We start from the raw sequence: 20864 nt of genomic DNA, 5'->3' as shown, positions 1-20864 counted from the left end.
CGCCCACGTGAATGTGCCCATTGAGAATGGAGAAAACATGTCCGATCAGATCGCGCCAATTACTGGTAAAGACACAATTGCCCGCTGGCTTGCCCACCCCACCGGCGGCCCGATCATCCGTGAGTTCCTCGGTGCAATGAGCCAGGGTGAAGATGTCACCGATAAAATCCAAAATCTTCCACTGAACTCCTTGGTTGAGCTCAGCCAAGGAAAGTTCACCCAGGAAGCAGCAGACGAATTAGTACGCCAAGCCAATGGTGGCGTCATTCCAGAAGAGTCCAGCTCTGCCGCATCCACAGACCGGTTTACCGGAAAGACGGTCATTGTCACAGGAGCTGCATCCGGAATCGGCAAGGCCACTGCTGAACAAATCATCGCCGAAGGTGGCCGAGTAATCGCCGTCGATGTCACCGCAGATCGCCTTGAAGCACTAGCGCAAGCATCACCCGAAGGCACCATTGTCACTGTTACTGGTGACATCACCAACGACGCCGATATCGAATCAATCGTAAAGGCAGCGGGCGACCGCATCGATGGCCTGGCTAATGTCGCGGGAATCATGGACGGCATGTTGCCACTGCATGAAGTTGATAATGACTCCTGGGAACGCGTCATAGCTGTCAATGTCACCGGCACATTCAAGCTCAGCCGCTCCGTTATCGCCGTCATGCTCAAAACCGGTGGTGGCTCCGTGGTCAACGTAGCATCGGAAGCCTCGTTGCGCGGCAACGCAGCCGGAACCGCCTACACCGCTTCCAAACATGCAGTAGTCGGGCTAACCAAGAGCGCCGCTTTCCTATACGGCCCCAACAACATCCGCACTAACGCGGTTGCTCCTGGCCCAACCGCAACTGGAATTGAAGGTGATTTCAAGTCTGAGTTCGGGCAAAAGCGCCTCGGGCCATTCATGGCTTTGATCCCACCGGTCACCACCGCCGAAGTACTGGCCAAATCCATCACGTGGCTACTGAGCGATGACTCCGTAAACATCAACGGCCAAATCCTCGCCTCCGACGGCGGCTGGTCGGCGCAGTAGCCTAGATTTCAAAACTGGCTAAGCAAAAGAAATTGCTCCGAAACATAATCTGAGAAAATGTTTCGGAGCAAAATTTTGTGCCCGAGGTGGGACTTGAACCCACACGTCCTAAAAGAACACTGGCACCTGAAGCCAGCGCGTCTGCCAATTCCGCCACCCGGGCTGGGTGAAGAACATGAAACCTAACGGCTCATATCGACTAGATAACGATAGCACGCAATATCACACTAGTACCAAAACGGCTGTTCAGTACCTAAAAACAACCTAGGATTTTCCCAACAAAACTATCCAATTGGCGCGCGCGAGCTATTGGTTTACGTCTATGGTTGCCTATAATAAAGAAGGTTTCATTAAGAACGCAGACAGAAAGGAGGCGCCGCTTCCATGGAACTATTAGAAAAACTAGCTCGCTTAGATTCCGCCATGCAGCGGGGCCTCGACAACGGAATGGCATTTGTCTTCGGAGGCAAAGTCGTTCCAGCCGAAATTGAAGAGCTGCTCAAACAAGAAGCACATGACAATGTCGTGCGCGGTGATGATGAGCTGCTGTACTGCCCAAATGTTTACTCTGTCGGCGTGAGCTCCAAAGATCTAGAAAACCTTTCCCGCAATCGCTCAGTTCCGGCTGACCTTGCTGACCAAATCTCACGGTTCATCCGTAACAGCGGCTGGCAACTTGCCGGCCCAGTTGTGGTTCGAATCGGTGAGGAATCATCACTACGCACCGGTCAGCTTCGGGTTTCCTCTTTCATTACGCACGAACCAGAAGAAGAAATCGGCTTTGACGCGATTTTTCACGACGCCAACGAAGACGAAGACACCGAGTCTTCGGATTCACAAGCCCAGGAGGATTCCATGACTAACCCAGATTCCAATTATCCGGCTGAGGAAGCAGCAACCACCTCATTCGTACGCCAGGAAGCCTCACAGGAGCAGGCCGGAACGCACGGTCCTGCTGTTAACCTACTGCTGCAGGACGGTTCTTCGCGTACCTACCACGTGCAAGAAGGCTCCAACATTATTGGACGCAGCAATGATGCTCATCTGCGCCTGCCAGATACCGGGGTTTCCCGCCAGCATGCGGAAATCACCTGGGATGGAAAAGACGCGGTCCTCGCCGACCTGCAATCCACCAACGGCACCACCGTCAATGAGACTCCAATTGAAAATTGGCTCCTTGCAGACGGTGACATCATTACTATGGGTCATTCGCAGATCGAAGTGCGTATCACCGGCCTTGAGGATTAATTAGGCACCAGTGACCTAAAACCACTGTGTATTGAAAGTCGGAACATATTCAGCACGAACTTTTATGTTTCACCGAGAACGAAAACCGGTTATGCTTTTCCGCTACGGAACTAGTGCCAGCACTACTGAATTAGTTGGCATGCCTGACTAAGCTAGTTTCAGACGTTTTATTAAGGAGGTCCCCATGGATTCAGTCATTATGTCCGGACTGAGGATCGGACTGCTGATTCTCCTGTGGCTGTTTATTCTGGTGGCCTTGAACGCAATGCGCCGTGATGCCAACAAGGCGGCCGGCTCTTACCAGGCATTGAAGGCTGAGCCTGCTGCCCCACGCGTGAAGGGGCGCACGGTATCAGCGCGCGAAATCAAAATTATTGACGGTCCTTTAGCAGGCTCCCATATGGCGCTATCTGGTCTGGAAGACTTCACCTTGGGCCGTGCCCAGGACTGTGATTTTGTGTTGGGAGATGACTACGCGTCATCACGTCACGCTCGCTTGTTCCGCCGTGGCAGCCAGTGGTTTGTAGAAGACCTGGAATCCCGCAATGGCACTTTTGTTGGTGGTAGCCGCATTGACCAGCCTGAACACGTAGGCGTTAACACTGATATTAAACTGGGTCGCTCGACTGTAAGGCTGGTGGCGTAAATATGCTGAAACTGAACTTTACTGCCGCCTCCGACCGAGGTCTGGTGCGTGGAAATAACGAGGACTCTGCTTATGCGGGTCCATATCTTCTTGCATTGGCTGACGGCATGGGCGGTCACGCTGCTGGTGAAGTCGCATCCCAGTTGATGATTACCCACCTTATGGGTCTGGATAAGAACCCGGGCGACAACGACATGCTGGCGCTGTTGGGTACCGTATCCACCGAAGCAAACTGGTCCATTTCTGAGCACATCAAGCAGCACCCGGAAACCGACGGCATGGGCACCACCCTGACATCCATGATGTTCAACGGTTCTCAGTTCGCTGTGTGCCATGCCGGTGACTCACGTGGTTACTTGCTCCGTGATAATAAATTGCAGCAGGTCACCAAAGATGACACGTACGTGCAGTCACTTGTTGATGAAGGCAAGCTGGACCCCGAAGACGTCACCTCGCACCCGCAAAAGTCTTTGATTTTGAAGGCATACAACGGCCGCGATGTTGAGCCGACGCTCTTTTTGTTTGATGCCCAGCCGGGTGACCGCATCCTGTTGTGCTCCGATGGACTCTCGGATCCGGTAACTGCTTCAACCATCGAGACTGCTCTTGCTGCCGGCCCCATCGAGGAAGTCGCGTCACGCTTAGTAGAGCTCGCGCTGCGTTCCGGTGGCCCGGACAATGTCACCATTGTTTTGGCTGATGTTGTCGAAGCTACTGAGGAAGAAATCGCTGCGGCTAAAGAGCAGGGTATTTCTAATCCGGCAGATGCAGATACCTCAAAGTTCGCTGCAACTGCTGGTATTTCTGAGGAACAAGCAGCAGCTGAGAAGGCTGCTTCCATCAATCCGCAGGCTATTTTGGTTGGTGCAATCGCTGGTGAAGTTCCGGAACCAACTCATCCGGACTCAGCAGCATCCCGCGCGGCTGCACTTAACCGCCGCTCGCAGGTCATTGAACCGTACTCCGGTCCAACCACCGCGAAGGGCGCTCCGCGTGCCACGCTGTCCCCCACCGGTGGCAACCCAACTAACCCAGTCAATGGTGATTCTGGTGCTGCCGGTAGCGCCGACGGAAGTTCTGAAGGCGCCACCGACCCAGCTGATGAGGAGCCCCGCAGACCTCGCCGCCGGTTCTTTGGATGGCCACTGATCGTGTCCATCATTGTCATCATCACTCTGGTAGCCGGCGTTTGGTTCGTGGGTAAGAACTACCTCAACAACAACTACTACGTTGCTGTCGCCGACGCTGCTACCGCTGACGCAGATGCTGGAGCGGAAGAAGCGACTGCTGTGGAGGATGAGTCTTCCACGCCGAGTGAATCTACGGATGCCTCGGATGCGCCGGAGGGGTCTGAAGCAGCTGAGCCTGCAGGAGAGTCTGAATCTGCGGATGCTGAGGCGGCTGAGGTGCCGGCAGGCCAAGAGATCACCATCAAGCAGGGTGTTGACGTGGAGTTGTTCGGTAGGTCGCTGAACCAGCCATACCAGGTTGCTTGTCTGAGGGAAGACGGTGCGCTGCAGTTGGCTGGTGCTTCTTGCCCATCGGGTACCCAGGCTTTTACCTTGAGTGACTTGCCGCCATCAGAGCGCAGTGCCGTTGGGAACCTCGAAGCAGGTTCTTATGATGAGGTGCAATCACAGCTGACCAAACTGTCCGAACGTGCACTGCCCAAGTGCCGTGAATCTACAACCGACAAGGACAAGTTCCGGTCGACCCCGGGGATTGACTGCCGGGAGGTGAACTAAATGCTCAAAGAGTTCCACAGTCGTTGGACTGAACTCTCCCTGCTGATCATGGCAGCAGCTGTCTTCACCATCACTTTGGTCAGCCTGGAATTTTCCCAAGGCAATGCGCTGACCACTGAAGTGTTGTGGATCATCGCTGGCTTCCTGGGCGTGCTCTTGGGTGCACATATTGTGCTGTGTTTCCTGGCGCCGCATTCAGATCAGCTCATGCTGCCCATCGTCGCAGTACTCAACGGAATTGGTCTGTTGATGTTGGCACGAATTGATCTGGCACAGGGCTGGTCCTTGGCGTCGCGGCAGGTCATGTGGACAATTGTTGGCCTGGTGCTGTTTGCTGCCGTTTTGGCGATCGTGCGTGACCACAGGGTGTTTACGCGCTACTCCTACATTCTGGGCATTGTCGGAATCGTTTTGCTGGCCCTGCCACTGGTGTGGCCACAACCGCCAGACGCTGAAGCACGTATCTGGATTTGGCTTGGACCATTTTCCATCCAGCCAGGTGAGTTCTCTAAAATCTTGCTGCTGCTCTTCTTCGCCATGCTGCTCGTGCAAAAGCGCTCCCTGTTCACCGTCGCGGGCTACCGCTTCCTAGGCTTATCCCTGCCACGTCTGCGTGACCTTGCCCCAGTTCTTATTGTCTGGGCAATCGCGATTGTCATCATGGGCATTTCTAATGACTTCGGTCCAGCGCTGCTGCTGTTTTCCACGGTGTTGGGCATGCTCTACATGGCCACTGGCCGTGTGTCCTGGTTGGTCATTGGTGTCATCCTCGTGGCCATTGGCGCCACTGCTATTTGGACGGTGTCCACCAAAATTCAGGAGCGTTTCTCCAATTTCTTAGATCCGCTCGCTAATTATGATGACTCCGGCTACCAGCTCTCCCAGGCACTATTTGGTATGTCCACCGGCGGTATTACCGGTTCCGGGCTAGGCAACGGATATCCAGAATTGGTGCCGGTGGCACATTCTGACTTCATCCTCGCCGCCATCGGTGAGGAATTCGGTTTGATCGGCCTATCCGCTGTGCTTGTACTATTCGCCATGCTGGTCTCCCGCGGTTTCAACGCCGCGATGAACGTGCGTGATTCCTACGGCAAACTCGTAGCCGGCGGCCTTTCCTTAACCATTGCCGTTCAAATCTTTGTGGTCACCGGCGGTATCTCTGCCCTGCTGCCAATGACTGGTCTGACCACACCATTTATTTCCGCGGGTGGTTCAGCACTGATGGCCAACTACATTCTGTTGGCAATCCTGCTGCGTATTTCTAATACCGCCCGCCGCCCACAGGCAGTAGATGCTGCGTCCGATAACAACGCTGACGTGGCGGAGGTTCGCTCATGAACAAATCAATTCGCGTAACCGCGCTCTTTTCCATCCTGCTCACCATTATCCTTTTGATTAACCTCACGGTGGTGCAGGCATTCAGCGTTGATAAGTACGCAAAGAACGAACACAACCAGCGTGGGTTCTATGACATGCAGACCATCGCTCGTGGGCAGATCTTTGCCGGCGGTGCCGTCTTGGCTGAATCCACGCCAAATGAAGATGACACCTATTCGCGTTCCTACCCGGTTGACTCCCCAGCATGGGGCCCAGTCACCGGCTACCTGTCCTCCCAATACGGTGCATCCCAGCTTGAGGCTTCTTATAACGACATCCTCAACGGCACGGATGATTCCCTGCTGACCACCAACTTCATGGATCTCATCACCGGTGAGCAGCCAGACGGCGCCAACGTGGAAGTCACCATTGATCCACAGCTGCAGCAGCTGGCCTATGACCAGCTCAACCAGCAAGGCTATGAAGGCGCTGCGGTGGCACTGCAGCCATCAACAGGCAAGATTTTGGCGATGGCATCCAGCCCGTCCTACAACCCGAACAATATTGATGAGCAGTGGGGACAACTGCAAGAACAAGAAGGCAACCCGCTGTTGAACCACGCGACGCAAGAAACGTTGCCACCGGGTTCCATCTTCAAAATCATCACCACCGCCGCCGGCCTGGATAACGGCTACAGTCCAGACTCCACATTGACCGGTGCTTCGGAAATCACCCTGCCCGGCACCGAAACCCAGCTGACCAACTACGGCGGCCAAGTCTGTGGCGGATCCCAGCAGGTCTCCTTGACCACAGCATTCTCCTTGTCCTGCAACACCGCTTTCGTGGAAATGGGCATGGATGTTGGCGCGGATGAACTACGCAGCTACGCCGAAGGCTTCGGCGTAGGCCAGTCCGCTGACATTGGTGTGGAAACCGCGTCCGGTAACTTGGGCGATCTGCCTGATGATGCAGCAGTGGGACAATCCTCCATCGGCCAGCGCGATGTCTCCATGTCTGCGCTGCAGGCAGCAGGCATGGCAGCAACCGTGGCCAACAATGGTGTGCGCATGGAGCCATACCTGGTCAACCGCATCACTGATTCGACCATGAATGACATCCGCACCACGGACCCAAAGGAAGCATCGACCGCTGTCAGCGAAGAGCTTGCCGCAACCTTGACCGATTTGATGTATGAATCCGAGCGCAACACCAGCGGCTACAACGGCAACAGCTACGCATCCAAGACCGGTACCGCTGAGCACGGCGCGGATTTGCCGCCGCACGTGTGGTACGTAGCCTTTGACCCAGACCGTGACATCGCGGTTGCTGTGGTTGTGAAAAATGGTGGCAATCTTGGTCAATCCGCCACCGGTGGTCAGGTCTCAGCACCGATTGGCCGCGCAATCTTGGATGGCTACGGAGGTGGCCAGTAATGAATACTGCTGACAATCAAGAACTCCTCCAATCTTTGATTGGTGAAGACTATGTTTTGCAGTGGATCATCGGCCACGGCGGCATGTCTACTGTCTGGCTCGCAGACGATACCGTCAATGAGCGTGAAGTAGCGCTGAAAGTTCTGCGCCCCGAGTTTTCCAACAATGAGGAATTCCTCTCCCGTTTCCGCAATGAAGCAGACGCCGCAGAAAACATTGATTCAGACAATGTGGTCAAAACCTATGACTACCGTGAAGTAGAAGATCCTTCCGGGTACCGTTTCTGCTTTATTGTGATGGAATATGTCCGCGGTGAATCCTTGGCGGATTTCTTGGCGCGTGAAAAAGCGCTGCCGGAAACGCTCGCGTTGGATGTGTTGGAACAGACCGCGCATGGCCTGTCCATCATTCACCGCATGGATTTAGTCCACCGTGATATCAAGCCGGGCAACCTGCTGATTACCCAAAATGGCCAGGTGAAAATCACTGACTTCGGTATTGCGAAAGCTGCTGCGGCGGTGCCACTGACCCGCACCGGCATGGTGGTCGGTACCGCACAGTATGTTTCCCCGGAGCAAGCACAGGGCAAGGATGTCACCGAGGCTTCCGATGTCTATTCGCTTGGTGTTGTGGGTTATGAGATGCTCGCCGGGGAACGCCCGTTTTCTGGTGATTCCTCGGTGTCCGTTGCGCTTGCACATATCAGCCAGGCGCCGGCGCCGCTGTCCACAAATGTGTCTGCACCAGTGCGTGAGCTCATCGGTATTGCTCTGCGCAAAGATCCCAATACCCGTTATGCCGATGGCAATGAACTAGCTCTCGCGGTTTCGGCGGTGCGTTTGGGCAAGCGCCCACCGCAGCCCAAAGCCATGCCGGATAATCTAATTGCGCCAGAGCCTTCACCCACCGCAGCGACCGCAATGCTGGGTGAAGCAACAAACCCCACCACCATTCACCCCGCGGTCTCCGCTCATCCCGGCACTGACCCGGATGCACCAGCGGTAACCGGTGCCGGTGCTGCTGCAGGTGGTGCTGCTGGAGTTGCTACCCAACAGCGGGCACGCGCGCAAGCACCAGCAAAGAAATCAAGTGCTGGTAAGAGCTTTGGCATCGGCGTGGGTATTGCTGCCTTGGCGGTCGCGTTAGTCGGCGGCGGTTTCTACGCAGCCACCATGTTCAGTGGTGAAGATGTGGATACTGAACCAACAACGGAACCAGAGCCATCGATTGTGACCGAGTACGTCACCACCGAAAATGAAGCCACCGAAACCGTGGTGGAGCCAACCCCAACGGAAGAAGAACCGGAACCAGAAGAAACCACCACTAACACCCCATCACCGTCGCGCACTGCGACTGAAGGTTCCCCAACCCCAACGAATACCTCACCTGGCAATACCAATACGCCAACCGAGGGCAACGGCGGCGGTGACGGTTCGGATGATGGCTCGGGTTCCGGCTCTAATGATGGCACCGGTGGTGAATCTGGTGAACCAACTGACACGACCGGAGGAGACACCGGAGGTAACACCGGTACCGAACCTGGTGAAGATATTATTGGAGACATCTTAGACAGCCTTGAAGGAGGTGCCAATGGTTAATGATCGCTACCAGTTAGGCGAAGTCATTGGCACCGGCGGAATGTCAGAAGTCTTTGCTGCTACTGACTCGCTGTTGGGCCGTGATGTGGCCATCAAAATGCTGCGCCCGGAAATGGCGCGCGATGTGAATTTTCGTGAGCGCTTCCGCAAGGAGGCGCAAAATTCTGGTCGTTTGAATCATCCCAATATTGTTGCGGTGTATGACACCGGCGAAGTAGATGATGATGGCCTGGCCATTCCATACATTGTGATGGAACGCGTGCATGGGCGAACTTTGCGTGACATTGTCCACGAGGATGGCCCGTTGGCGCCGCGCGAGGCAGCCGAGGTGTTGATCCCGGTTGCGCACGCGCTTCAGGCTTCGCATGATGCGGGCATTATTCACCGTGATATTAAGCCGGCGAATATCATGCTCACTAACACCGGCCAGGTCAAAGTCATGGACTTTGGTATTGCGCGCGCTTTGGATGATTCTACGTCCGCAATGACGCAGACGTCGGCGGTCATTGGTACGGCGCAGTATCTCTCGCCGGAGCAGGCACAGGGCAAGCCTGCCGATGCCCGTTCGGATGTTTACGCCCTGGGCTGTGTGCTGTATGAAGCCGTGACGGGTCGCGCTCCTTTTGAGGGTGAAACTCCTTTCGCGGTGGCGTACCAGCACGTGCAGGAAGAACCGGTTCCGCCATCGCAGTCATTGAACCCGGATGCGATGGCCCCCACAGAGCGTTTGAACTTGGACGCTGTGGTGTTGACGTCGATGGCGAAGGATCCTTCGGATCGTTACCAATCCGCGCAGGAAATCAGTGAGGATTTGGAGCGCATGCGCAGCGGCGGAGTTACCCGTGCTGCGCAGATGCATATTGCTGATGATGAACCTTCAGCGCACAGCCAACCGGAAGAGGATTCCACGCGTGTGGCACCGGCGCATCCGGCAACCACCACGATGGAACCGCAGCCCGCCGCAGCTGCTGCCGCAGGTGTTCCCGTGTCACGTCCTGGTGTGCAGTCGCAGCCGGAGTATTACGAAGATAATGATGACGATGAGCCAAAGCCATGGATGAAGTGGATTGCCATCATTTTGTCCGTCGTACTCGTTGCGGTGATTGCTGGTTTTGCTATTGATTATTGGAACACGTCGCGTGAGCGTCAGGCGGAGCAGGAGCAACGCCAAGAAGAGCAGGCGAATATGGTGACGGTTCCGGATGTGGAAAACCGTCCGCGTTCGGAAGTTATTGCTGAGTTGGAAGAGTTGGATCTTCTGGTCACGGTAAATGAGGAAGCAAATCCTGATATTGCGCGCGATAGCGCTATTCGGATTAATCCTGCGCCGGGTTCACAGTTGCAGCGTAATTCCACGGTGATTTTGACTGTGTCTTCGGGCCGTGAGATCACTGAGGTTCCAGATGTCGTGGGCATGAGCTTGGAAGATGCGTCGCGTGCGCTTTCCGATGCCGGACTCGAGCTTGCAGAAAACGTTGAGGAAGAAGATTCCGATGCCCAGGACACTGGCCGCGTTACTCAGCAGAATCCACCTGCCGGCTCACAGCTATCCCGTGGTTCGCGTGTGACCTTGACTGTTGGAACTGGTCCGCGCATGGTGCGTATCCCGTCCAATTTGGTTGGCCAGGATGTGGAAGAAGTACGTTCCACCTTGGACGCCATGGGTCTGACCGTGAATGTGGAAACTGTTGATTCCACCGAAGATGACGGCGAAGTGCTGTCTGTCTCCGATGAGGGCAATGAGATTCCAGCGGATAGCACCGTGACGGTTCGTGTTTCTAATGGCCAGCTCATTGAAGCACCGCAGTTAGTTCGTCAAAGCCAGCAGAATGCGGAACGTGCGTTGCGTGATGCTGGTTGGTCCGGCAGTTTCAATGTGGGTGAGCCGGTTGATACCGGTGCCGCTGTGGATAGTGATCTGATTGCGTGGGCATCCGTCAACGAGGGTGATTCCATTCGCCGGGATGAAGATATTGATATCCGCATCTGGGATTTCAATCTCGGTGCGCTCTTGCCATCCAACTAGGTGGGATTGGTGCCATCCGGCCCCAATGCGTGAAGACATCTACCAGTGCAAGCTGGTAGAGTCTGATCGCACAATAGAAAAATTGAACGTCTCATTAATCGCGTAAAGGTTGATAAAGGCCCATGCCAAAGTCAAAGTACAACCCATCCTCGACTCCTGCTGCTCCGAGCGCAGGTTCGGCGGCGAACCGCACCCCAGTAAAGATCAATGCTGAGGGCACCCCAAAGTGGTACATCGTTGTCATGCTGGGTCTGATGATTATTGGTTTGGCCTGGATTGTTGTCAACTACCTCGCCGGCGAGCAGATCGCTTTCATGGCAGCTCTCCGCGCGTGGAATTACCTTATCGGTTTTGGCCTTGCCATCGTTGGTCTTCTCATGACCATGGGTTGGCGCTAGTACTTTAAACACACGCAGCGAGCGAGATGGAAATTTTATCCATCTCGCTCGCTGTCGTTTTCTGGGTACCCCACAGATAGGTTCAGCCGTTATGGCTTAGTGAGGCTTGTGCTGTTTGCGGCGAAAAGCTATGACACCTAACCAGATTGCCGCGATGAAAACCAGAGCGATGATGACACCGAGGCCGCTTCGCATGAAGGTATCAATAGCAACTTCGCGAAATGCTGGGTCTTTGGATAATGGTGCAACTGCGAAGCAGTAGACCAATACGCCGAGTACTGCTGCGAAGAATCCTGTGATGACGTTCTTCGGGTTGGTGAATTTGTAGTTGTTCATTGTCTTACTCCTCCAGTTTCTTGCGGGCTTTGATGAGTTTGAACTGAAATCCAATCAGCGGGAGCCAGGTGTAGACCACTACGAATATCGTGGCCACGCCAAGTACAACCTCAATGATGTTGGGCCAGTTGACGTTGCTGATGAGCAGGAATACCGCGATGAATATGACCGCAGTGACTGCCGAGGATTTCGCAAACATGTTGCGGCGGCTTTCAAGAACTTCAGCTTCCAACTCATCATCGGTGTGCAGTGCCACGGTGCCAGGGGCAGCTTTGAAGATATGGGTATCGCTCAAAGACAGCACATGAGTCCAACCGGCTTCTTTACACATGGCGAAGAATTCTTCATCAGCATCTGCTTCGGTGGTCATGTCAAAGATGACATCTTCTTTCTCACCGGGCGTGAACTCCCATCCATGCCCAGCCATCGCTGTGCCGGAAAGGTGCTCACCTTTCAATGCCATCTCGCGGAATACTTGTAGTTCACGCTCGGGCCGAAAAGCTAGACCTGAGCTCATGCGTTTCTTAGTCATTATCTTCTCCGTCTTTTCCGATCTCTTCGGTGAGCAGATTCTGCGCGGCGGCAACTAGTTGCCTACGGCGCTCGACGTTATTCGTTGCAACCTCTATGCCCTTGACGGTCATGCGGTAGCTGCGGCGGTTGTTGGAAGAATCGACTTCTTCTATCAGTCCGACATCGGCGAGCTTTTTCAACGTTGTGTATAACGACGCGGGACCAATGGTGACCAATCCACCGGTGCGTTCTTCCAGGTGCTGCATGATTGAGTACCCATGGCGGGTTTGTTTCACAGCCAGCAAGATGAAGAACGCTGCTTCGGGAAGGTTTCCTTCATCAAAGCCGGATTTTCTGGCCATCGTGCAGCTCCTTATATCGATCAACGTTATATCTCTTATCGATATATCGTTTAATGACATAGTAAACACAGATCAAAGTTGTACACAAGGGCCAAAACAACCTTTGTGTGTAAAACCGCTGTTTCACCAGTTCACACGCGCAAAACTTTTTTAACAGCACTCACGGAAACCCAGTTCTACGCGGAATAACGCAGTATTCCACGGATCTGTACCCCACCGTGCATAAAGTTATCCACAGGCTGGGGACAAGTATGTGAAATTCGAGTGTCCACAGGTTTACACACAGCCTGTGGATAACTTTTCTCACTGTTTGAACAGAGCTCTAGAATTTCGAAAAATGCTCGAAAGATCGGAATACCTGGCGTTTTATATGTTCGATTAGCGTTTTCTTTCGACAATTACACGCGTGTAGTTATCCACAATGTGGATAACTATTGTGAATTACTTTCGCACACATGTCCCCGTGGATAACACGCCGCAGTTATCCCCACTCCCCTGCTCAGAGCGCACGCTAACACGAGAACGAATCCCTGTAATTTTGCGACGCGGCCGAGGCCACTCCTCTACGAAATTCTCCACCGAACCCACAGCCCCAGACGACTCAACAATGAGGTCCGGGATCACGAAAGGCGCCCTCCACACGCTTGTGAAGAACGCCTTGTGTTGCTTTATTAGTTGAGCTTTTCAAGCCCCAACGGCTGTGTAGAAGAAGAATGCTGCAATTGGTAGACCAATGATGCCCAGCCAGTGGAAGGCCGCCGATTTACGGGTCACGCACAGCGCCAGGATGATGCCTGCAAAGAGCCCACCAAGGTGGCCCCACAGGGATACTCCCGCGGAGATGAACGTGTAAATTACGTTGACCGCGACTAACACGATCGGCGCACGAAGGTCAGCACCCCGGCTGCGATAGACAGACACCAGCAGCACCATGAGCGCGAACAGCGCCCCCGACGCACCAGCGGTGGGTGACATAAAATCCAGAGTCAAAATCAGCAGACCCGAACTAATCGCCGCAGAGATATACAAAGCCACAAACAAGACCGTGCCAAAATGGCGCTCAACTTCACGGCCAATAAGCATCAACATAAACATGTTCACCGTCAGATGGCCAATATCCAGGTGCATGAACGCGTAGGACAACGGCGTCCACCATTGATTGCCTAATTCGAATGCCGGCCCCCACACCATCATGTTGTGCACAAGCTCAGAATCATTGAACACATTGGTCAGTGAGCGCGCCTGAAAAGCTGCAACAAACCACAAGATAATAGACGCACTGGTGATGATCAGGGTTGCGGGAGCAGTGCGATAAAAAGACTTTAGCCAAGTCTGCATGTGTCAGGTTCCTCAAAAACCCAGCACCACCTGTGAATCAGTGTGGTGCTTCGGGGCGCAGTTTGTGTGTGGAAAACTAGGAAACCCACGTGGGCTTTCTCTACAGGTTTAACTATAGAGAGCGCTCACGCGGGTAAAAAATGAAGATGAAAAGTTACATCATCGAGTTGGTGGCCAAGCCCGGGCGGGGGTTGGCCAGCGAAAGCACTAGGCCTGTGCAATCTCCACGGACTCAATAACAACGTCTTCAGCAGGGCGATCCATGCGGTCGGTCTGAACCTTGCCCAGCTTGGAAACAACTTCCTGGGAAGCCGGATCGGTAACCTCACCGAAGATGGTGTGGTGATTGTTCAGGTGTGGGGTTGGTGCCACAGTGATGAAGAACTGTGAACCATTGGTGCCAGGACCAGCGTTTGCCATTGCCAACAAGAATGGGCGGTCGAAGGTGAGTTCTGGGTGGAACTCATCCTGGAACTGGTAGCCAGGGCCACCACGGCCGGTGCCGGTTGGGTCGCCGCCCTGGATCATGAAGTTATCAATAATGCGGTGGAAGATAGCGCCGTCGTAGAACGGGCCGGTCTGCTCGCCCTTAGCGTTCTGAGCAGAGTATTCCTTCTCACCGGTTGCGAGGCCGATAAAGTTTTCAACAGTTACTGGTGCGTGGTTACCGAACAGGTCGATGACAATGTCACCGAGGTTGGTGTGCAGCGTTGCAGTTGCAGTCTTCTGAGTCATGCCAGCCATTGTAAACAAAGATCTAAAGCCTTGGCGCTCGCTTCGGGGGATGCTCGCGCACAGCGATCACCACCGCCCGCACAAGCTTTTAACTTTTGTACACTGAAGTATTATGATTCTAGCTGGTTATGACGGAATTCTCTTCGACTTAGATGACACGCTCATGGATCACACCGGTGCGTCCATTAAAGGCCTGGATAGCTGGTGTGCGGAACTAGGCCTGCCCACCGGGCAATACGAGCGCTGGGCCGAGATCGAATACAAGTGGGTCAGCCGTTATGAACGTGGCGACATCACTCATCCACAGCAGCGCCGTGAACGCGCTAAAGAATTCACGGGACAGTTGAATTTAAGTGATGAGGAAGCAACGCAGCTTTACGCCGGGTTCATCCGCGGCTACCAAGCACACTGGACGGCATTCAATAACGCCATTCCAACCATCCACAACGCGTTGGCGGCCGGTAAGAAGGTGGGCATTTTGACCAATGGTGCCCGCGAAATGCAGGAAGGCAAAGTCCGCGCCGGCGACTTGGTCATTGATGGTGTGGAACTGATTCCACTGGTGGAATATGACGCCCCGAAACCACGCCCGCGCGCGTATTCGCTAGGCTGCGAAAAGATCGGCACCGCCCCAGAGCGCACCGCGATGATTGGGGATAACTGGCTCAATGATGTCGAAGGCGCGCGCCAGGCCGGTCTAACCGGCGTGTACTTCTATCAAGGCTTGGCACACCAGCCAAAACCACAACCAGCTGACCAGGAGGTAATTTCCTCACTGAGCCAGCTGGTGTTTAATGCTTAAACATTAAACACGAAGAGTTTTGCCTTTTTGCGCTTAAGCGGAAGGCCGAAGGCCTGAGCATTAAGCGTTGACGGAAACCTTGAGGTTCGCGGCGACTTCGTCGCGGGCGAGGACAAGGTTGCGCAGGGACTGCTCGGTCTCTTCGTAGCCGCGGGTCTTGAGGCCGCAGTCCGGGTTGATCCACAGGCGCTCCAGCGGAACGTGCTTGAGAGCGGCGCGGATGAGCTCAGCCATCTCAGCCACGGATGGGATACGTGGAGAGTGGATGTCGTAGATGCCAGGGCCAATCTCTGAGTGGAACTTCTCATCAATGTCCTGGAGCAGTTCCATGCGTGAACGAGCGGCCTCGATGGAGGTGACATCGGCGTCAAGACCAGCAACGGCGTCGATGATCTGGCCGAACTCGGAGTAGCACAGGTGGGTGTGAATCTGGGTGGTTGGCGCAGCATCCAAAGACACCAGGCGGAAGGAGCGCACAGCCCAATCCAGGTAGCTTGGGCGGTCTTCTTCACGCAGCGGAAGCAGCTCGCGCAGGGCTGGCTCATCAATCTGAATGATTTCAATGCCGGCCTCTTCCAGGTCCTTGACCTCATCAGCCAACGCCACACCAATCTGATCGGCGGAGACGGACTGGTGGACATCATCACGCACGAACGACCACGCGAGGATAGTAACTGGGCCGGTCAGCATGCCCTTGACGTGCTTTTGTGACAGGGACTGCGCGTACTTTGCCCACTCCACGGTCATAGCCTTCGGGCGGGAGACATCACCCACAACGATTGGTGGACGGGTGCAACGGGAACCGTAGGACTGAACCCAGCCGTTTTCGGTGACCACGAAGCCATCGAGAAGCTCAGCGAAGTACTGCACCATGTCATTACGCTCCGGCTCACCGTGCACCAGCACGTCCAAGCCCAGGCGTTCCTGCAGCTCAATCACGCTGGCAACTTCCTTGCGCAATGCCTCAACATACTGCTCATCCGTCAGGTTTCCGCCGCGGTGGTCCGCGCGCGCCTTACGGATATCAGCGGTCTGTGGGAAAGAACCGATGGTGGTGGTTGGCAGCTTCGGCAAACCAAGCGCCTGCTGCGCTTCTTGACGCTGCGCGAACGCCGGCTCACGCTGCACCTGGCCATCAGGCAACGCCGCGGTGCGGTCCGCTACCTGCTGATTGTGGGTACGGGTGGATTCAGCACGGGTGCGCACCGCACGGTCGGCACGAGCATAAGCTTCTGCCGCATCCAACGGACCGGCAGCCAGGGCAACAACTTCGGCGATCTTCTCATTGGCAAACGAGAACCACGCGGCGACATCAACAGGCAAGTTAGGCTCTGCCTCCACGGTGTGTGGCACGTGCTGCAAGGACACCGAGGTAGAAACGGATGCGCCCGCGAACTGCTCAAAGACCTCGCGCAGCGCGCGCAGGTCACCTGCCCACACGTTGCGGCCATCCACCAGACCTGTCACCAGCTGCGTCTTTGCGGTATCAACAGTATTCTTGATGCGGTTCACATAATCCGCATCCAGTGCCTGCGTACCCACGGACAAGTCCACGTGCAATGCCTCCGGCGCAACCTTCGCCAGCACCTCCAGCCCGGCGCGCGCGGAACCATAAGGAGTGGTCAGGTAGACCTGCGGGCGGTTCTCAGCCGCCAAAATCCGGGTGTATGCCGCCTCCAGGTGCGCGGCAATCCGAGCATCATCGGCAACAGCCAAATCTGCGACCGTTGCAGGTTCGGCGAGCTGTACCCACTCCACACCGGCATCGGCAAGAGCTGTAAGAACCTGAATATAGGAATCCACCAGCTCATCCAGGCGAGCCAACGGCTGACCGGTGGAGCCCTCTGCCTGCTTGGACAATGCCAGAACCGTCACCGGACCCACCAGGTAAGGGCGCACGGCGTGGCCCTGCGCGCGGGCTTCTTCCACCAGGCGAACCACGCGCTGCGGGCGGGCGATGAACTTCTGCTCATCCGCAATCTCCGGAACAATGTAGTGGTAGTTGGTATCAAACCACTTGGTCATCTCCAACGGCGCGCGCTCAGCGTTACCGCGAGCCAACGCGAATTCTTCCTCCAGGGAAACCTCAGCAGCGTCGCCGCCGACAACGCCCACGGTCAAGGAAGTCTCCAGCACCTGGTCATACAACGCCACATCCGCTGGGATGGCGTAATCTTCATTCAAGCCCAAGTCCTTCAGGCGGGCATAGGTGTCCACGCGCAAAGAATGCGCCGCAGACTCGAAGGTTTCCTGGTCAATTTTGCCGGACCAGAAAGCCTCCAGGGCCTTCTTCAGCTCACGCTGGGCGCCCACGCGTGGGTAGCCCTCAATGGTGGCTTGTGGAAATGGTGTGTTCGCAGTAGTCATTTCTTCTTCCTTAAGGTTGTTTCTTCACATCGGGTGTAATACCGATGCTGCTTAGAAGTTCTTGGGTAATTGATGCGTTGTTGTGGGTGTAGATGTGCAAACAGCCTGCGCCGCCAGCAAGAACGGCCCGGGCTAGCTCCACGGTGTGCGCCATGCCGATGGCATATTCCTCATCGGGGCTCCGTGCGAGCGAGAGCTTTTCGATGAGCCTTTGTGGCACCTCCAGCCCCGACAGCTCGCCCATGCGTTGGACCCTTTTGAGCGAAGTAATAGGCATGATGCCGGGGATGAGCGGGATTCTGGTTCCGGCGAGGCGCGCTCTTTGCGCGAATTTCAGATAGTCTTCTGCGTCAAAGAACAGCTGGGTGATGGCCAGATCCGCGCCGGAGCGCTGCTTGGACAAGATGACGTCAAAGTCTTCATCGGCGTTTGCGGATTCGGCATGTCCATTGGGATAGCACGCCACTCCCACCGCCAAGCGGCCGGCGGCAAAGCGGGCAGCCTGCTCTCCTTCTAACTGGCGGATAAGGCGCACCAGTTCATCGGCATGCTGCAAATAGCCTTCCGGCAGTTTGTCCTGTCCCGGCTCCAAGTCCCCGCGCAAGGCGAGGAAACCGCGCACTCCGGCGTCGACCAAAACATTGATCCAGGAAATAAGCTGCTGCCTATCCCCCGCCGTGCACGCCAAGTGCGCCAACGGGCGCATGGAGGTGGTGGAAGAAATCTGCGCGATAAACTTCGCGGTTCCCTCCAGCCACCCAGAGCGCTTGGAACTAGTCACCGCAATATAGTCCGGGTTATAGCTTCCGAGAACCTGCAGCAGGTTTTCCGTCTTGGCGCTATCTGCGTCATGGCGCGGCGGGATGACCTCAAAAGACAATGAGGTCCGGCCCGGGGCCTTCCCCACGCCTGCGGCGCGAGGGTTTCCGGCGTGATCCAGCTCAAGATAATCGAGCGGCGCAGATGCTGACATTCGGGGCACCATGATTCCTCCTGTGCTGGTAGTTGATGTGCAAGTAATGAAAACGTACCAAGCTGTTCACTTTTTCCGACAGGGGTTTTTAATGGTGTTACCTTTGAATCTGCGCTGCCTTGTAAAAGGCCCAGATCCTGCATGAATAAAATCAGAAGCTTATGAACCAAGCTGTCTATTTCTGGGTGAATTGGCAGGGATTTCTATCCAAATTATTCCCCAAAGTGCCCCCACAGCCACGCAAAAGACAACTACTGTGGGTAAACAGGTAATAAAGACCAGAAGCAAACGCTGGACAGCAAGCAAAGGAGTTAAAAGGATATGAATCCCATCGCAGCGCAACAAGCGTTGAAGGTTGCGTCCTCACTGTGGGGCCAGTTCAATAAGTACCGCAAGGAAAAGGCTGCCGAAGCCTACTCCGCACTGGAAGACGCCGCGTCCACCGTCAAGGACAACGCCAACTCTTTCAGCGATGACGTTGAGTCCCGCTTCCCTGAGGCCCGCAAGCAGGCCGGCGCCGTAACCAAGGCGGCGCATGACCGCGTTGAGCGCGCACTAGCTGAGTTCAACTCCCGCGGCGAAGAAGCCAGCGAACGCCTGGTCTCCGCCGCATCCGACTTCAGCGACCGCGCAGAAAAAGCCACCCGCTCCACCCGCAAGAAGACGCGCAAGCAGGCTGCTCAAGCCACCAAGGCAGCGCAGGCCAAGCGCAAGCAATTGGAGAAAACCGCCAATAAGAAACTGGATAGGAAGCTGGGCAAGAAGAAGTCAAAGTCCAAGGCTAAGTCTTTCTTCTCTATCGCCGGCATCATCGCGCTGATTGCCGCTGCCCTCGGCGGCGTGTACTACTGGCTGCGCCGCAATGACACCCCGGGTGAAGTCCCACCGCGCGTTGAAGACTTCGCTGATAAGCCAGGCACCCCGGACACCTCCGGCTCCACTTTGGTCTACACCTCCACCACGGAAGATGACCAGAAGGACAAGGCTGGCGTGAAGGTTGGTTCCGCCGGCGACCTCGCCGAAGACGGCGCGGAGGAGCGCGATGAGGAACTGCTCAACTCCCTCGAGGAGCAACTCGCCGCACACCGCGAACAGGCCGAGCAGGCAGAGACTGATGCTGCAGCCAACACCAACGATGTTGACGCCACCGAACCAGTCGCTGATTCCGACGCCCCTGAAGCCAACGCCGAAGCAGACAAGGCGCAGGAAACTTCCGATGATGCTGCAAACACCACGGACGCTGACGACACCGCGCGCGTGACCGACGATTCCGAAGACGAAGGCAAGCACCGCCTCGAAGGCGATGAAAAGTAGGCGCTTCTAACTACCCCACAGCACCATGGCCGCTGCACTCCCGAGCTCTGGGATGCAGCGGTATTTTCATTGCCCGGTTGAAGTCAGTGCGTGATTCCCCCACCCGAATCTCACCTTTGCTTGGTGCTGACTACTTGGGATTGGTTGACATATCGCCATTTGGGGGTGAGGGAAAAGTAATGTAGATCCCACTCAATTGAAGTTAGTTATGGTCGCTGGTTCAATTATGCCCAACACTTCTAAAACAGGTGATAGAACCCTATAACTGCATCGACATCAACGCCGATTACACTGCCGGATTCCGGGCGGATACTGCCACATGATGTCGGTCAGTTTTTCTTTTCTATCCGCACTTTACGTTCCCTGCCCTATTGGAGGCCGAGATTTACATGAGCTACGAAACACTTACCGTCAACCTTAAAAACGGCGAAACCCACTACTTCCCAGTGGGTGCGGTAATTGGAGACAGCTCCCCTCGCGTCGATCTGCTCCGTGAGGCTATTGAAAATTCTAGTGATTTCCGCTCTCTTGACTCCGAGGGCTATGAGCAGGTATTTAACGGCGCTGACGTTGAGCGTTACCACATGCGCTAGACGCTTTAAACACCTATTTATTCAGGTTTTTAAGTTTTTCTTTCCCTGTTCAGAAAAACTGCTGTGATCGGGGTCAATACG

The 20864-nt window shown here is 55.2% G+C and carries 19 protein-coding genes and 1 tRNA gene; 12 read left to right on the top strand and 8 right to left on the bottom strand.

Going from position 1 to position 20864, the window contains the following annotated elements:
- Positions 1-37 precede the first annotated feature (37 nt).
- Positions 38-1036, top strand: coding sequence for an SDR family NAD(P)-dependent oxidoreductase (locus tag CCASEI_RS00830; protein WP_025386884.1), 999 nt, complete (start codon positions 38-40; stop codon positions 1034-1036).
- Between the two features lie 78 nt (positions 1037-1114).
- On the opposite strand, the gene CCASEI_RS00825 is transcribed toward CCASEI_RS00830, so the two are convergent.
- A tRNA-Leu gene (locus CCASEI_RS00825) sits at positions 1115-1199 on the bottom strand.
- A gap of 221 nt (positions 1200-1420) precedes the next feature.
- Between CCASEI_RS00825 and CCASEI_RS00820 the strand changes: the two genes are divergently transcribed.
- The 8 genes from CCASEI_RS00820 to crgA all read left to right on the top strand — a co-directional run bounded on the left by CCASEI_RS00820 (position 1421) and on the right by crgA (position 11450).
- Entirely contained in the window at positions 1421-2284 is an 864-nt protein-coding gene (locus tag CCASEI_RS00820; protein WP_006823867.1) for an FhaA domain-containing protein, read from the top strand.
- A gap of 184 nt (positions 2285-2468) precedes the next feature.
- Complete coding sequence (locus CCASEI_RS00815) at positions 2469-2930, top strand: FHA domain-containing protein FhaB/FipA (RefSeq protein WP_006823868.1); 462 nt, start codon at positions 2469-2471, stop codon at positions 2928-2930.
- Between the two features lie 2 nt (positions 2931-2932).
- Positions 2933-4675: a PP2C family protein-serine/threonine phosphatase gene (locus CCASEI_RS15385; protein WP_006823869.1), complete on the top strand. Its 1743-nt coding sequence runs from the start codon at positions 2933-2935 to the stop codon at positions 4673-4675.
- On the top strand, positions 4676-6016 hold the full coding sequence (locus CCASEI_RS00805; protein WP_025386883.1) for an FtsW/RodA/SpoVE family cell cycle protein: 1341 nt from the start codon (positions 4676-4678) through the stop codon (positions 6014-6016).
- Complete coding sequence (locus tag CCASEI_RS00800) at positions 6013-7428, top strand: penicillin-binding transpeptidase domain-containing protein (protein ID WP_025386882.1); 1416 nt, start codon at positions 6013-6015, stop codon at positions 7426-7428. Before CCASEI_RS00805 ends, CCASEI_RS00800 begins: the two co-directional genes overlap by 4 nt.
- Positions 7428-9026, top strand: coding sequence for a serine/threonine-protein kinase (locus tag CCASEI_RS00795; RefSeq protein ID WP_006823872.1), 1599 nt, complete (start codon positions 7428-7430; stop codon positions 9024-9026). The genes CCASEI_RS00800 and CCASEI_RS00795 overlap by 1 nt, the downstream gene beginning before the upstream one ends.
- A complete protein-coding gene (gene pknB / locus CCASEI_RS00790; protein ID WP_025386881.1) occupies positions 9019-11052 on the top strand; it encodes a Stk1 family PASTA domain-containing Ser/Thr kinase in 2034 nt (677 codons plus the stop codon). The genes CCASEI_RS00795 and pknB overlap by 8 nt, the downstream gene beginning before the upstream one ends.
- Before the next feature lie 122 nt (positions 11053-11174).
- Entirely contained in the window at positions 11175-11450 is a 276-nt protein-coding gene (crgA, locus tag CCASEI_RS00785; RefSeq protein ID WP_025386880.1) for a cell division protein CrgA, read from the top strand.
- 96 nt (positions 11451-11546) lie between these two features.
- Here crgA and CCASEI_RS00780 read toward each other — a convergent pair whose 3' ends face one another.
- The 5 genes from CCASEI_RS00780 to CCASEI_RS00760 all read right to left on the bottom strand — a co-directional run bounded on the left by CCASEI_RS00780 (position 11547) and on the right by CCASEI_RS00760 (position 14743).
- Complete coding sequence (locus tag CCASEI_RS00780; protein ID WP_006823875.1) at positions 11547-11786, bottom strand: hypothetical protein; 240 nt, start codon at positions 11784-11786, stop codon at positions 11547-11549.
- A gap of 4 nt (positions 11787-11790) precedes the next feature.
- Positions 11791-12318: a DUF2812 domain-containing protein gene (locus CCASEI_RS00775; protein ID WP_006823876.1), complete on the bottom strand. Its 528-nt coding sequence runs from the start codon at positions 12316-12318 to the stop codon at positions 11791-11793.
- Complete coding sequence (locus tag CCASEI_RS00770) at positions 12311-12661, bottom strand: PadR family transcriptional regulator (RefSeq protein ID WP_025386879.1); 351 nt, start codon at positions 12659-12661, stop codon at positions 12311-12313. The genes CCASEI_RS00775 and CCASEI_RS00770 overlap by 8 nt, the downstream gene beginning before the upstream one ends.
- Positions 12662-13345: 684 nt before the next feature.
- Positions 13346-13999 carry a rhomboid family intramembrane serine protease gene (locus CCASEI_RS00765; protein ID WP_006823878.1) on the bottom strand — a complete coding sequence of 218 codons (654 nt, stop codon included), beginning with the start codon at positions 13997-13999 and terminating at the stop codon, positions 13346-13348.
- Between the two features lie 207 nt (positions 14000-14206).
- Entirely contained in the window at positions 14207-14743 is a 537-nt protein-coding gene (locus tag CCASEI_RS00760) for a peptidylprolyl isomerase (protein WP_025386878.1), read from the bottom strand.
- Positions 14744-14846: 103 nt separating this feature from the next.
- On the opposite strand from CCASEI_RS00760, the gene CCASEI_RS00755 reads away from it, so the two are divergent.
- Positions 14847-15536 (top strand): HAD family hydrolase, encoded by a 690-nt coding sequence (locus CCASEI_RS00755; RefSeq protein WP_025386877.1) that lies wholly within the window; start codon positions 14847-14849, stop codon positions 15534-15536.
- A gap of 60 nt (positions 15537-15596) precedes the next feature.
- Here the strand turns inward: CCASEI_RS00755 and metE are convergent, their stop codons facing one another.
- Positions 15597-17903 carry a 5-methyltetrahydropteroyltriglutamate--homocysteine S-methyltransferase gene (gene metE, locus CCASEI_RS00750; protein WP_025386876.1) on the bottom strand — a complete coding sequence of 769 codons (2307 nt, stop codon included), beginning with the start codon at positions 17901-17903 and terminating at the stop codon, positions 15597-15599.
- Between the two features lie 10 nt (positions 17904-17913).
- Complete coding sequence (locus tag CCASEI_RS00745; protein WP_006823882.1) at positions 17914-18888, bottom strand: methylenetetrahydrofolate reductase; 975 nt, start codon at positions 18886-18888, stop codon at positions 17914-17916.
- 309 nt (positions 18889-19197) lie between these two features.
- On the opposite strand from CCASEI_RS00745, the gene CCASEI_RS00740 reads away from it, so the two are divergent.
- Both CCASEI_RS00740 and CCASEI_RS00735 read left to right on the top strand, forming a co-directional pair.
- A complete protein-coding gene (locus CCASEI_RS00740) occupies positions 19198-20190 on the top strand; it encodes a hypothetical protein (RefSeq protein WP_025386875.1) in 993 nt (330 codons plus the stop codon).
- 389 nt (positions 20191-20579) lie between these two features.
- The gene (locus CCASEI_RS00735; RefSeq protein ID WP_006823884.1) at positions 20580-20783 is read left to right on the top strand and encodes a hypothetical protein; all 204 of its coding nucleotides are present in this window, start codon (positions 20580-20582) and stop codon (positions 20781-20783) included.
- Positions 20784-20864 lie beyond the last annotated feature (81 nt).

This window comes from Corynebacterium casei LMG S-19264 (assembly GCF_000550785.1).
GTDB lineage: Bacteria > Actinomycetota > Actinomycetes > Mycobacteriales > Mycobacteriaceae > Corynebacterium > Corynebacterium casei.
This window is presented reverse-complemented; position numbering and strand designations above follow the sequence as displayed.